The sequence below is a fragment of the Cellvibrio zantedeschiae genome (assembly GCF_014652535.1).
Classification (GTDB): domain Bacteria; phylum Pseudomonadota; class Gammaproteobacteria; order Pseudomonadales; family Cellvibrionaceae; genus Cellvibrio; species Cellvibrio zantedeschiae.
Genome location: NZ_BMYZ01000004.1, coordinates 88,794 through 103,106 on the forward strand (window position 1 = coordinate 88,794; position 14,313 = coordinate 103,106).

General features: G+C 42.2%; 12 protein-coding genes. 5 read left to right on the forward strand and 7 right to left on the reverse strand.

All coding sequences use genetic code 11. From position 1 onward, the window contains the following. Window positions 1-190: 190 nt before the first annotated feature. Window positions 191-4,411 (forward strand): S8 family serine peptidase, encoded by a 4,221-nt coding sequence (locus IE104_RS17155; protein WP_189420790.1) that lies wholly within the window; start codon window positions 191-193, stop codon window positions 4,409-4,411. Between the two features lie 381 nt (window positions 4,412-4,792). Here the strand turns inward: IE104_RS17155 and IE104_RS17160 are convergent, their stop codons facing one another. Continuing rightward, a complete protein-coding gene (locus tag IE104_RS17160; protein WP_189420791.1) occupies window positions 4,793-5,530 on the reverse strand; it encodes a LytR/AlgR family response regulator transcription factor in 738 nt (245 codons plus the stop codon). 19 nt (window positions 5,531-5,549) lie between these two features. Next, window positions 5,550-6,629, reverse strand: coding sequence for a sensor histidine kinase (locus IE104_RS17165; protein ID WP_189420792.1), 1,080 nt, complete (start codon window positions 6,627-6,629; stop codon window positions 5,550-5,552). Between the two features lie 88 nt (window positions 6,630-6,717). Here IE104_RS17165 and argH point away from each other — a divergent pair, with 88 nt between their 5' ends. From argH to IE104_RS17185, 4 genes are all read left to right on the forward strand, one after another. Next, window positions 6,718-8,118 (forward strand): argininosuccinate lyase, encoded by a 1,401-nt coding sequence (argH, locus tag IE104_RS17170; protein WP_189420793.1) that lies wholly within the window; start codon window positions 6,718-6,720, stop codon window positions 8,116-8,118. Between the two features lie 89 nt (window positions 8,119-8,207). Further along, window positions 8,208-8,807, forward strand: a complete 600-nt coding sequence (locus IE104_RS17175; protein ID WP_189420794.1) for a beta-phosphoglucomutase family hydrolase — start codon at window positions 8,208-8,210, stop codon at window positions 8,805-8,807. A gap of 111 nt (window positions 8,808-8,918) precedes the next feature. After that, window positions 8,919-9,224, forward strand: coding sequence for a hypothetical protein (locus IE104_RS17180; protein ID WP_189420795.1), 306 nt, complete (start codon window positions 8,919-8,921; stop codon window positions 9,222-9,224). Window positions 9,225-9,432: 208 nt separating this feature from the next. Continuing rightward, window positions 9,433-10,515, forward strand: coding sequence for an aldose epimerase family protein (locus tag IE104_RS17185; RefSeq protein WP_189420797.1), 1,083 nt, complete (start codon window positions 9,433-9,435; stop codon window positions 10,513-10,515). 59 nt (window positions 10,516-10,574) lie between these two features. On the opposite strand, the gene IE104_RS17190 is transcribed toward IE104_RS17185, so the two are convergent. The 5 genes from IE104_RS17190 to IE104_RS17210 form a co-directional block, all read right to left on the reverse strand. After that, window positions 10,575-11,057 carry a hypothetical protein gene (locus IE104_RS17190; RefSeq protein ID WP_189420798.1) on the reverse strand — a complete coding sequence of 161 codons (483 nt, stop codon included), beginning with the start codon at window positions 11,055-11,057 and terminating at the stop codon, window positions 10,575-10,577. 299 nt (window positions 11,058-11,356) lie between these two features. Next, window positions 11,357-11,749: a hypothetical protein gene (locus tag IE104_RS17195; RefSeq protein WP_189420799.1), complete on the reverse strand. Its 393-nt coding sequence runs from the start codon at window positions 11,747-11,749 to the stop codon at window positions 11,357-11,359. A 122-nt stretch (window positions 11,750-11,871) separates the two neighbouring features. Next, on the reverse strand, window positions 11,872-12,417 hold the full coding sequence (locus IE104_RS17200; RefSeq protein ID WP_189420801.1) for a hypothetical protein: 546 nt from the start codon (window positions 12,415-12,417) through the stop codon (window positions 11,872-11,874). Window positions 12,418-12,470: 53 nt separating this feature from the next. After that, a complete protein-coding gene (locus tag IE104_RS17205) occupies window positions 12,471-13,001 on the reverse strand; it encodes an REP-associated tyrosine transposase (RefSeq protein WP_189420803.1) in 531 nt (176 codons plus the stop codon). A 63-nt stretch (window positions 13,002-13,064) separates the two neighbouring features. Next, window positions 13,065-14,021 carry a restriction endonuclease gene (locus IE104_RS17210; protein ID WP_189420805.1) on the reverse strand — a complete coding sequence of 319 codons (957 nt, stop codon included), beginning with the start codon at window positions 14,019-14,021 and terminating at the stop codon, window positions 13,065-13,067. Window positions 14,022-14,313 lie beyond the last annotated feature (292 nt).

Here is a 14,313-nt window from a genome sequence, read left to right on the forward strand (position 1 = left end):
GAGTTAAAAGTTTGGATGGGAAAATAGAGGACGGGAATTTCGGGCAGGTTTTGTTTTGCCAGATCGTTTGATCTATATGTCTGCAGGATTAGATGGAGTTAGAACAGATTTTGTGTAAAAATTAAACCAAATTTTGAATATATGTTATCTACTAATCTGCAATAGTCTTGCTTTGTATAAGGAGGCAGGGATGCTTCGGAAATCTAAAATTGCTTTATTGTTATCTTTCGTTTGCGGCTGCGCATTGGCTGATGAGCGCCAAAAAATTGTAAGTACCAGGTTATTGCCAAGTGGCGCAACGTCCTCTTTAGTTCAGGTCGATGGTAGCCTCGATCATTCGATAGTTTCCGTTAGTGGTAGCACCTCCCAGCTAAAGGTTAGTACGTTCGGTGTTAATGAATCTGGCCGTTATCTAATTCGTTTGAAGGATCTACCGATACAACCCCTCATCAAGAGTATGAAGCAGCAGCTTCGGGTTGATGCACAGCCAAACCAAAGCCAAGTTCAGCAAATGAAAGCGGCAGCCGTTAATCAAAAAATTCTCATTGCTAGTAATCAAAATAAATTAATTTCCCGATTAACTTCTTTAAGATCTCTGTCCAAAGTCCATTACAAATTTAGTGAACTTACTAACACCCTTAGTGTAACCCTTAAAGATGCCGATCTAGGTGTTGTAAGAAATCTACCGGAAGTAGAAGGTGTATATTCCGACAATCGAGTAACTATTAATGCCGCTGAAAATATTGCGCAAATAAAAGCGCCAGATGTTTGGAATCTGAAAGATGGAAATGGTTTTGCTGTTACCGGGAGAGGGATAAAAGTCGCCATTCTAGATACGGGTATAGATTTTTCACATCCTGATTTGGGGGGCTGTGTTGGGGTAAGTTGTAAGGTCAGATTGGGACAGAGTTTTGTTGAAGGAAAGCCGTCTGACGATTTTATGGATCGCAATGGTCATGGTACCCATGTGGCGGGCATAGTATCCGCTAATGGTGTTTTAAAAGGCGTTGCGCCTGATGCCACGCTTTATGCTTTTAAGGTGCTGGACGACTCTGGTTATGGCCAAGATAGCGGCATTATTGCAGCCTTGGAAAAAGCAACTAATCCCGATGGAGACCCAGATACAGATGATGGGGCTGATGTAATTAACCTGAGTTTGGGTGGTTTCGGAGCGGCTAACTCACCATTGTCAGAAGCTGCTAATGCAGCGATGAGTGCTGGTATTGTGGTGGTAGCGGCGGCAGGTAATGAACCGGGTTACAGAACGATTGGAAGTCCTGGTAATGCGGAGAGGGTACTTACAGTAGGCGCCATTGATCAGCAGGGAGTTATGGCTTATTTCAGTTCGAGGGGGCCGATAGTCGGGAAGAGTTACGTTAAACCAGAGGTGCTGGCTCCTGGTGTAAATATCAATTCACTTAAGCCTGGTAACGCTTATGCCGTGATGAGTGGTACAAGTATGGCCGCACCACATGTCGCAGGAGCCGCTGCACTTATGCTGCAGTTGCATCCGAATTTGAAGCCCGAAGATATTAAATCATTACTAATGACCTCTGCGCATGGAATTGGTGAGGATGTTTTCACGCAGGGCACCGGATACATAGACTTAAACCTGGCGTCGTCGCTGCAATGGATAATTCAAAATCCGCTGAATTTTGTTGGAAATGTAGATGTAGGTTTGGCGATATGGGAGCAACCATTTACGCTAAAAATAAAAAATATTTCGCAACAGAAATTGAGCCTTGATATTAATTCGCCACAGTCTTCAATTTCCGGATTGTCATTAGGTATGCCTGCATCTCCTGCTGAGCTTGAACCAATGGCATCGGCTCAATACCAATTTAAAGCAAAAGTCGATAATGCTTTACTAGGCTTTCCCACCAATCAATCAATGCATTTTGAAAGTAAGTTTTCTGTAAAATCCGGATTAAACGAAATTAATGTTTCTGCGGTCATTGTGAAGGCAGCGAAGCTTACGGTCCAAGCTTCTGTTGGTCTCTATTCAGCTGCCCTTTTAGGGCAAAACAGCGGTCAGTTAAATCAAATCTATCGGGCAGAAGGCTGTGGTGCTAATCCAGAACCCTATGACTTTTATGTAAACCCAGGCGTTTATGATGCCTTATTATATTTTTGTGATGGATCAATTGTTGCGAAAGAATTGCTGAATCTTGAGAAAGAGCTTGTTGTTAAAGCCTCAAGTGAAGATGCGAAAGTAATAATGAATATTGATCAGGCAAGATTAACCGATGGTCGAATTTTGTCTGCAGATAATATTGTTACTCATTCAGGCATAGAACTATTGTTTCACGAACCATCTAAATCTGGATTTTATATTTTTTTAAATGGATATTCGTCGAGCAAAATAAAATTATCACCAATGTCAAATCGAATTAAGCTTTCTGCCGGTATTCTTTATAAAGAAAATATCCCCGACTGGTCGGATCTCTACTTTATTAATTGGTATAGGCCTGACGGAATCACTCAAGGCGAATCCAAAGCATTGGATATGAAAAAGCTTGTTGAATTAGATTTCCGTTATGCAGATAAAAAAATCGTTCAACAAGGTATATTGGACGCTGTGTGGGTGAAAGAAATTAATCCATTTATGCAATTTATATCATTAGGTGGGGCAACTTTTAATTACCCTTTTATCGAAAAGCCTTTACTTCGAAAGATATATTCTGAACCATCTACTTTGGCTAAAAGTGAGTTCGCTTTAGAAATTGAAGTTGATAAAAAAGATCCGAACTTCGGTATAAATAATGTTGCATCCACAGATTATATTGGGCTTTTGAGTCAAACCGATATCGTGAAGTTTTCTTCACCTTTTTTACTACAACAACAGGATATGCAGGTATTCCCTAATAAGGGCACATATTTGGATGGAAATGGATATTTTTTCCCGCTACAACTTCGCTATCATAAAGATTACAAAGTTTTTGATGAGATAGATGGTGATAATTTTGTAGGTTGGGTTAGGGGTGTTGATGGCTTCCGAAATAGATTTTATGACGTAACCGATTTTAAAACCTATTGTGACGATAATTTAATAATTTCTGGTACAAGACCGTTGTCACCTTACCCCAATGAATCATCGATATGCGATACCGTAAAGATAGAGCGCCGTTGGGAGAATCGATACTTGGATAACGTGGGAGAAATAGTTGCTGTTCAACAGCTGGATATGGTTGAAGCTAAACGATTAGATAGTGCAGACGGCTGGGTTACCCCATTGTTAGATACATTAGTTTTTTCAAACGGAAGTGATATTTCCAGGGTTTTAAACTCCGCTGATCCTAAAATTAAATTTAGTTTCAGAGGCCGGTTGAGAAATTATCTACTCGATAAGAATGAATTGACCTTTGAGTATAAATTAAATAATGAAGCGTCGTGGCGATCGCTAAATGTGGAAATTGACAATAATTATTTTGTGGCGCGTTTACCTTTATTGTCTGGATCGCATAATGTTTCTTTGCATATTAAATATAAAGGTACAGGTAGAAGCTACATAGAACATACGCTAAGTAATGTCTTCTTATTGGGTAGAGGTGCGATTCCCGTGACTTCTGCACCAGAGTTTTCGTTATTGCCAGATATTGTTATTGAGGCAACGAGTAAGCTAACACCTTTTGTGCTTCCAGATGTATACGCTACTGATTTTAGCGATGGAAAAATTAAAGCTGTAACAGTAGATTTTGGCCCCTATCCTTTGGGTAAAAATACCATTTCGTGGAGCGCGAAAAATGCTTCAGGCATACAAGGTAAAGCATCGCAAACATTAATTGTTCAAGATACTAAACCGCCGACGGTAATTGCTCCTGCTGATATTTCGCGAGAGGCAACAGGAAAAGAGACCGCCATAAGTTTTGGCGTTGCCAGTGCAACAGACGCTGTCGACGGCATATTACCAGCAACTACAACAGACAATGGGGCTGCATTAAATATTGGTAAATATTCTATCGAATGGAAGGCAACGGATTCATCTGGAAATATTGGTTCGGCGGTTCAATCTGTCGTCGTTAAGGATACAACAGCTCCTAGTGTTATTGCGCCACCGCCTATAAATATTGCGGCAAAGCTATTTCCGATATCGGTACCTCTAGGTACGGCAACGGCAACGGATATTGTTGATGGTGTGCTCATACCCACTCCCAGCGAGTCGGGTCCGTTCAATGAAGGGCAATACACAATTACGTGGTCTGTAAAAGACAAGGCAGGCAATCTGGGTACGTCTACTCAGACGGTTAACATTACTCGCGAAGCTTCGTCTAATAATAGCGGTGGCGGTGGCGGTGGCGGTGGCGGTGGCGGTGGTAGCGTGGGCATTGGTTTTTTGATTTTATTGCTCGCCTATAGCCTATGTTTATTGCCTAAACAATATTCTAGGAATCGCTTGGGTACACATATTTAATGGATTACTTTCAAAAACTCTTTCATGTCGCTCACACGGATGATTAAACGCATTATCACAATATCACCGAAGTGATCCATAAATGGTTATTTCCACGTCCAAGTGGATTGTTCTATGTTTCACTTAAAGAGGTGTATGTGGAGTTCGCCCTCATCAGTGTTGAGGGCGCGCTATTTAAAACGGCAAGCTTTAGCAGGGACTATTAGCGTGGTAAAAATGCGGATTTATTCTGGTAGAGGGAACCCACTAAACGATGTGAAAAACACTCGCTACCTGAAAGTTGTTATGTTGAAAGAGGGTTGGTTGGATAAAAAAAGCTCAATCAATTTTTAAAAGATGTAGAAGCTGCGCGCAAACAGGAGAAATAAATTCTTGTAAAAGTTAAATAGCTTTCAATAATTCCTTTACATCACTCACATGGCGACGGCTGATAATTGGCCGCTGTTCTGTATCTGCCAACCTAACCTGATATTGTCCCTGAGTTGCGCGTTCTATAGCTTCAATATGCTTTACGGAAATTAATGCGTTGCGATGGATGCGAATAAAACGGCCGGAAAATTCTTCTTCTAATTCTTTTAAGGTTTCATCTAACAAATGCTCGCCGTTACGATGAAATACTGTCACGTATTTGTGATCGGCTACAAAATAACGAACATCTTCCAGTGGAATCAACTCAATGCCGCGGCGAGTTTTTGCGCTTATATGCGAGCGAGCGTTTTTATTTTCCTGCGCTGGCACTTGCGCTGCGGCACGTTGAACTTTGTTGAGCTTTTGTGCTTTCGCAAGTGCGTCTTGCAGTTGTTCTGCTTTAATGGGTTTTAATAAATAGCCAATAGCCGTAGTACCAAAAGCATCGAGCGCGTATTGGTCGAAGGCAGTGCAAAAAATTATCGCGGGCGGGCAATCCAATTGGCTAATTTCATGAGCGAGTGCAAGGCCATCTTTTCCGGGCATGCGCACGTCGAGTAAAACAATGTCGGGATCATGTTCGTTAATGGCAGCCAGCGCTGCTTCGGCGTTGTCGGCTTCTGCAATAATATTATGTTCGTCCAGTTTTTCAATCATGCGTGCCAAGCGTTGGCGTGCCAAGGGCTCATCATCGACAATCAAGATTTCCATTTATTATGCTCTCGTTGTTTTATTTCGACAGTGGACAAAAAATGTAAGTCGTAAATACGCCTTGCTCTTCGCTGGAGGACAAGCGCGCTGTATTGCCATAGTGTACTTGCAAACGGTGGCGAATATTATCCAATGCCATACGGTTATGACGATCTTGTGATGGTGTTTGCGCTTGTGGCGGCGCCTTCTTAGCAAGTGGATAGGGGTTTGTAATCGCAATCATTAATTGATTTTTCGCTTGTGAAATTTTGATGCAAACCGTACCGCCTTTGGGCATGGGTTCTATGCCGTGGAAGATCGCGTTTTCAACCAGAGGTTGAAGCATAAGGCTGGGGATTTTTATGTCGTCGCTTTGGATTTGTACTTGCCAATCAACGGTGAGGCGATTGCCTAATCGCAGTTGTTCAATTTCCAAATAGCGCCTGCACAAAATAATTTCCCGCTCCAGTGGAATGAGCGTTGGTTCTGCCAGGCTCGCGCGAAATAATTCAGCCAAGTCTTCGATAACACGTTCAGCTAATTCGGGATCTGAACTGATCAGGCTCGCGATGCTGTTCATGCTGTTGAACAAAAAATGTGGGCGAATGCGTGACTGTAAAGCCTGTATACGAGCGTGTAATTCTGCCTGTTGTTGATTGCGCAGTTGTTGCTGTAAATATAAATAACGCAATGTGATACCAGCCAAAATCGCGGACGTAATCAAATTGTTAAACAATTGCCAGCCATCCAGCCGAAAAGACTGCCCGCGTGAATACATGCCGGTAGCGAAACCCTGCAGAAGATATTGACCAACCACAGACATTATTAGCGTCGTGATTATGACCACCCCGTAAGAGGCAAGCCCTGCTTGCACAGGCGTCCAGGTGCGCAACCAGGGGCGCATACGGCAAATGGCCAATGCACTAATCAAACTGATCCATTGGATTTGGAAGGAGTAAAGCGCCAGCGAATCCCAGCTAAACAGGGGCAGGAAGGACGCATTCAGGGTCAGCAGGAGCGCAATCAGCTCGGCAACCAATACCAGCAGCAATACCGATTGCGGATTGCAGAGGTTGGGCAGGAAATCGCCATTGGCGCCTTTATTCTTGGTTTTAGTCACAGCAACTTGGCTCCAGAGCCGATGAATTAGGGATATAATGCCCGACTTTTTACTATTCCTGTTTTACTATTCTCGCGGAACACATCACATGAGCCAAAACGATCAGCCCATCAAACCTTGGGGCGGCCGCTTTACCGAAGCGACTGATGCCTTTGTTGAGCGCTTTACTGCCTCAGTCGGCTTTGATTATCGCCTTTACCACCACGACATTAACGGCTCTATCGCCCATGCCACCATGCTGGCGAAAGTTGGCGTGTTGACCGATGCCGAGCGCGACCAAATTATCACCGGCCTTGAGGAAATCCGCGCTGAGATTGTAGCCGGCAAATTCAATTGGTCTGTCAGCCTTGAAGATGTGCACATGAACATCGAAGCCGTGCTCACTCAGCGCATCGGCATTACCGGTAAGAAGCTTCATACCGGACGCTCGCGCAACGATCAAGTTGCCACCGACATCCGCCTCTATTTGCGCGACGAAATCGATGCAATTGCCAAAGAGCTTACTCGTTTGCAACAAGGCTTGTTGAGTGTAGCTGAGCGCGAAGCCGATACCATCATGCCCGGCTTTACTCATTTGCAAACTGCGCAGCCGGTCACTTTCGGTCATCATTTATTGGCCTGGTTTGAAATGTTGCAACGCGATTATTCGCGCTTGATCGACTGCCGCGCGCGCATGAATTATTTACCGCTCGGCGCTGCGGCCTTAGCGGGAACGACTTATCCAATCGACCGCGCTTACACGGCGCAATTGTTAGGCTTTACTGCTCCGACTGAAAACTCATTGGACTCGGTAAGCGACCGCGATTTTGCGATTGAGTTCTCCAGCTTCGCATCCATCCTGATGATGCACTTATCGCGCTTTAGCGAAGAGTTGGTGTTGTGGACCTCATCGCAATTCAGCTTTATCGATTTACCGGATCGCTTCTGCACCGGCTCATCCATCATGCCGCAAAAGAAAAACCCGGACGTTCCCGAATTAGTGCGCGGAAAAACCGGCCGTGTATATGGTCACCTCACTGCATTGCTGACCTTGATGAAGTCGCAACCACTGGCTTACAACAAAGACAATCAAGAAGACAAAGAACCAGTATTCGACGCAATCGACACCGTAAAAGATTGCTTGCGTGCATTCGCCGACATGGTGCCTGCCATTCTGCCGCGCAAAGAAAAAATGTACGAAGCAGCGAAACGCGGTTTCTCTACTGCAACGGATTTGGCTGACTACTTAGTGCGTCGTGGTGTTCCGTTTAGGGATGCGCATGAAATTGTCGGAAAGTCAGTAGGCTATGGCGTGCAGACTGGAAAAGATTTATCGGAAATGAGTTTGGCCGAGCTGCAACAATTTTCTACCGTTATCGAGCAAGATGTTTTTGCAGTTTTGACGCTTGAAGGTTCTGTAGCAGCGCGTAATCACATTGGCGGTACTGCTCCTAACCAAGTGAAAGCTGCGGTTGAACGCGCAAAATTGAGTTTGGCTGCGCGTGCTTAAGTTAATATGTTAAGAAAAAACCGCGCTGTGAAAATGGTGCGGTTTTTTTATGCCTGATTTTTAGTATATTTATAGCGAGACAAAACTTCATGTACGATCATTACGACGCTTTGATTTTTGATATGGATGGTACTCTGGTAGATAGTGGACAACTTCATGAATTTGGTTGGAGCGAAACGCTTAACAAATACGGAATACCCATTGATCGTCCACTGATGCGCTCATTGGCTGGTGTGCCTACCAAAGCAACAATAGAAATACTGCTACAAAAATTTAACCTTACACCAACAGCAACTCTTGATGAGATGAATGATTTCAAAGAGGCTTGGGTTCATGACAATATGCACAATTTTGTTAAGCCTACAGCGCTTATTGAAGTTGCCAAAAAATATCACGGCATTAAACCTATGGCGATTGGCACAGGCGCGTACACGCAAGAGGCAATAACCATTCTGGGCTTATGTGGACTTGATAAGTATATAGATGCAGTTGTCGGTGCTGATCAGGTTAAAAACCCAAAACCTGCGCCGGATACATTTTTACGCTGCGCAGAATTATTAGGTGCAGCGCCAGAAAAATGTGTGGTGTTTGAAGATTCCAAATTAGGTTTGCAAGCCGCTGCAAGCGCAGGCATGGCGGGAATTGATGTGCTTTTGGTGCACGCAATAGAAAACGATTATTTTTTGTAAGCGTGCAAGGTAAAAGTGTTGCCTGGATTCAGGCTTTTTTATACGGCCTGAATCCTAATGTTTTTAGCGATATAAAATTTATAAATAACGTTAATAATGAAGGGGTGCAAAATGATTTGTCCTAATTGCAATGCTGCGAATGAATTAACATGGAGACGTTATTGGATGTCGCCTTTAGGGCGCCATGTTTGTACAACTTGCCAAGCAAAATTCAGCATGGCGCACACGGCTAAATATTATTTATCAATTATTAGTATTTGGCTGGCTATAGGCATAATCACTTTTTATGTGGCCGATATTTTTAATGTGGATATTTTGCTTGCCTACCTGGTTTATTTTTTGATCGGTGCGCTAGTGGTTTTTCCTTTAGATAGAAAATTTGATAACAGCTGGCGCGGCACCAAGCTGCGCAAATAAGCGAAACTGTTTAAGCCGACGAAGCTGTTCAATTACGCGATGCTATTCAATTACGCGATGCTATTCAATCAAACGACCTGATTCAATCAAGCGAAGCTAGCGCAAGTATGGCGAATCTACTCTTTAGGGGACGATTCAGCGCACATAATGTATGATGATGTTTTAAATAATATGAGCTGCTCCTGTCGGCAGAATTAGGGATTTCATCATGTCACAACAAAATATCACCACTTTAAGTGTTTCTCGCAATGCTTTTGGTCAGTCACCCACTGGTGTGTCTGCTGATTTATTTACGCTTACCAATGCAAATGGCCTTGTCGTTAAGATTACCAATTTCGGCGGCATCATTACTGAAATTCATGCGCCGGATAAACACGGCCAATTTGCAGATATCAATCTTGGTTTTGATCACATAGAGCCTTACTACAAAGAGGCTCCTTATTTTGGTGCGCTCATTGGTCGTTTTGGAAACCGTATCGCGCGTGGCAAATTTACGCTGGATGGAAAAACCTACGAGCTAGCAACCAATAATGGCAACAACCATTTGCACGGCGGCTTGGTTGGCTTTGATAAAGTTGTGTGGGATGCATCTACCTTTGAAACGGCAAACTCTGTTGGTATTACGCTTAAATATTTAAGTGTGGATGGTGACCAGGGTTACCCGGGCAATCTTAATGTTACCGTAGTTTATGAATTAACCAATACTAACGAAATTCTGGTGAAGTACCACGCCGTCACCGATAAAGCCACGCCTGTTAATTTAACGCAGCATGCTTATTTTAATTTGGCAGGTAAGGGCGGTGATATTTTGAATCATGAAATCATGATTAATGCTGACCGCTTTACTGCCATTGATGATGAAGCAATTCCCACAGGTGACTTGCCATCGGTTGAAGGCACACCCTTCGATTTTCGTTCACCGCGTTTAATTGGCGAGCGGATTAATGATGATCACGAACAATTGAAAAATGGTAATGGCTACGATCACAACTTTGTATTGAACAAAGCCCACGCAAAAGAATTGAGTTTGGCTGCGCGTGTGTTAGAAAAAAATTCTGGCCGCGTGTTGGAAGTGTTTACCCAAGAGCCGGGCGTGCAATTTTATACCGGCAATTGGATGGATGGTTCACTAACAGGCAAAAACTGGAATTACACTCGCCGCTGCGGTTTCTGCTTGGAACCACAACACTTTCCAGATTCGCCAAACCAGCCACAATTCCCCAATACAATTTTACGCCCCGGTGAAGAATATACCTCTGTAATGAGTTACAAATTTTCGGTCGCGCAATAATTTTTACGTTGGTCCATAAAAAAGCCGCTCATGCAAAATGCTGAGCGGCTTTTTTATATCTATGAGTCAGGTCTAATGGATTCAAGCACAGCGGTGTATTGGCTGCGGTGGTCTGTGTAGTGTTCGCGCTCTGTAACAAAGTTTATCGATAAAAAAACATCACCTGTTTGCATGCCTACTGCAACAAAGTAGGTGGGTTCGCTTTCATTCGGGAATGTGCCTTCAAATTCCTGAATCTTGCCCACGGCATGCTCAGCCTCAAATACTTGTATCTCCGAAACAGGTTTGTAAACATCCTCAACATTCGCGAAGCGATACTCACAAAATTCCTCAAGAGTTCCGCCATCTTTTGCGTAAGCGCCAATAGTAATAGTGGCTAGTTCGTCGTTGGGGTCGTACAGCTGGAACAAATCGTACTTATCATTGCGGATAAGAATTGCTGGAGCATCCAGCGAGAAAACATTTTTAAATTTTTGATGGATGGTGGCCGGCGAATTTTCCGTCTTTCCACCTTTAATAACTTCAAACAGCTTCTTAATCATCCTGGACTCCTAACATTGGTTAATGCGCAGTATCGCTCTGGCAATACTTATAACGTGTGGGAGATAAAGAAGCAATTTTTGGCGGGTAATGAATTTTGAGGGTTGTAAATGCGTATGTGGATTTAGGTGTTAAGTTTCCAATTTTTTAGATCGGGCATTTGTGTTATAAATTTTCCGGGTAAAATGTGTTCTCTCACCCTTCGAGTGGTGGAGAAGCCTGTTAGTTCTGCAACTCCGTTCCATTCGATGAAAAAGCTTTATCCTCGTAATATTATTTGATAGTAGTTCATGCTGTTTAATCACTCGACACCAATTATTCGGTGATTTTTTAGTAAATTTTTGAAAACAAGCAGGACTACCATTCCAGTTACAAGAACCGCAGCTAGATCTTGCCAGTCAAAAACTCCTGTGCGAAGTATTGGCTGAAGCACTTCATACAACGCGCACCCAATAATTACACCGCTAGATGAGTTAACAATATTCTTAGGGAACGATTTAGAAACGCCACAAAGAAGAAATATTGCTGTGATTGTTCCTGTGATGCTTGGAAGGTAATTCGCCAAACCAAAATCAAAGTAATTATTACTATATATCCAAGGTCGGTAAAGGCTATCACCTATTGCAGTAAGTACCAATGCCCCAACTCCAATTGAGACAAAAATAGTTCGCTGATAAATATTAATTTTCTGCACTCCATTTGAATATAACGTCGAGGTAAGGAGAAGACTTTGGATTGTTCGTTCGCAATAATGAGCGCAACTTGCAAGCTGCCCAGCACACCACACAAACTGGTGTTACAACGACTTGTATGGCATTACTTTTTTAAGCGCTCTAACTCTTCTTCGGCTGTTATGTCTTTATGCCATTCAACAAATTTATTTTGACGAAGCACATTACTACCGTTTAAGTAGACCAAGTATTTAAATGTATTTTCCATGGGGTTCACGTTAACATAATCAAATGTAGGCTCTCCGCAACCACCGCCCCCATCAAAATTTTTAGGCTCCAATACATTAATATTGATAGTTTGACCTACTTGATGAATGCCTTTCACAACTTGTAACACTTCGACAGTGTGGATAGATTTTATTTTTCCCGCATTGGGATTTTTTCCGCCTAATACTATTTCTGGTGCTTCATCATGTTCAACTTCTTGTTTGCTTTTCTTATTAGACGGCTCTGACCGGCTTACGGCTCTTACGATTAATATTGCATCTGAATTCTTAATAGACCTGGAAATGGCCAAATCTTCATACTTTTTAACCTTTTCTCCCCAATGAATATTGTCCTTCAAAAGCATTGAACACGAAAAAGTAGAAGACGAATATAACAATATTAGTATTGATGATAGATATTTCATACAAACTTCTTTTGGCTTGTAGGTACGATTAGCGTAGCATAATCGTACGAATGTTAATCTCCAAATTCAATGTCGATAGCATTATCGCCGCACCAACTTTCCGAATAAAGGCCGGCTTTTACATATTTATGAAAAGTAGAGTGAGGCCAGTCGCTAACGCGAGTGACCAGTCCATGCTTTAATGGATTGCGATGGATATAATCAAAATGCCGTTGGAAATCCAGCTCATTGCGAATCCAATGCTCCCAATAATGTCTTTGCCAAATGCCACGCTCACCATTTTTTATTCGAGCGGGTGAGCGATATTCTTTTGGAGCTAGAGATTTGGAGAAATAACTTTTAATTAGGCGCCAGCGAGTAGCGTAATCAGTATCGCCCTCGGGTAACTTCCAGAGGCAATGCATATGATCCGGTAAAATCACCCAAGCGATAATTTCAAAAGGGTGGGTACGATAAACCTTTTTTATGCATGCTTTTAAGAGAGAAATTTCTTCAATTAAAAGATTATTGTTGTGTCGTTCCAATAAATTAACGGTGAAAAACCAGGTTGCCCCTGTAATTTGTGCTCGACGATAATTTGGCATTCCTTTGCTCTCTGCTAATTTAGTTGGTTTTTCATGCGTACGATGACGCTGCGCTAATCGTACCTACGAACTTAAAATAGTAAGATCAACGTCATCTGCGAACATGATTGGAATCGGAATCTCTGCATTTCGTAAAGTAAAATACTCCCCATTATTTCTATGAGCATTCATCTCAAATGCAGAAAACTTCCAATAAGGAGGGGTGTTAAATTTGGAAAGATCTAAATATAACACAATGTTGTTATTGCTATTTATTATTTTCGTATCTCCAAAATTAAATTTTTGAATAATCACGCACGAGGTGTTTAAGTCGGTATCTGGTTCGATGTACGCTAAGTGAGATGGCATAGTTAAAGCTAACGTTTCTAAATATACATCCCCCTCAACGTGAACTGCGTTTATTGATACTCCGCCGATATCAATTCCACTGAGTTCACGTTCAAATTTAAAGCTAACGCACTTAAAATTTTCTTCTTTAAATTTATCCAAGTCAAAATTATCAGGAGAAAAATCATGAATATAGGTGCCAGCTAATAACTTTTGCTTAAATTCGTTGTGATCCATAATGTGTATTGATTTTTCATCAGTAAATAATTTTAGTTTGTAGGATTCATAACGAAAAAAAGACAACACAATATCCATGCCGCGTGTCCAATTTAAAATAAATTCCTCAGGAACATTTTTGATTTCGCTCAATATGACACCGTGTGCTCGGGCCTTAATAATTGCTAATTTCGTAAATCCAGAAGAAGAAACCGCTGTAATTGAGCTTGCATTCAGGCTCGTTCTTCGCCCTATTAATTCTTCAATCCAATTAACGTCTTGCTTCTTTTTTCGATGCCTGCATTCAATAATATTAAACAGTCCATCCTTTCTAACGGCTATATCTATTTGTCTATCTTGAGAGGGATTATTTGGGTCAGGGATTTTCTCATTCCAAATTACTGTGGCATTTGTTCCTTCTAGTAAATGGTGTACTCGTGCAATAAAAATTTCAAAGTCAGTTGCATCTTGTCGCATCACCATGCCTCCCTGTCGGGAGGCAATGCTATTTTTGCATTAACAATCATGTGCTCAACGAGCTCCATTGGGAGGCCATCCTTGCAATGGGAAACCGTAAACTTTCCATCAACGTCGAATAAAAAATTTCTAATACTGGATCTCCCCTAAAAGAACTGGATATTGATGCCTCCAAATACATGCCATCCCTAATTACATCACTTCCTCTCAGAATTTCATATTCAACATCATTAAATTTAATAAGACTCACGAGTATCTCCTATAGCCCGTAGGTACGATTAGCGTAGCGTAA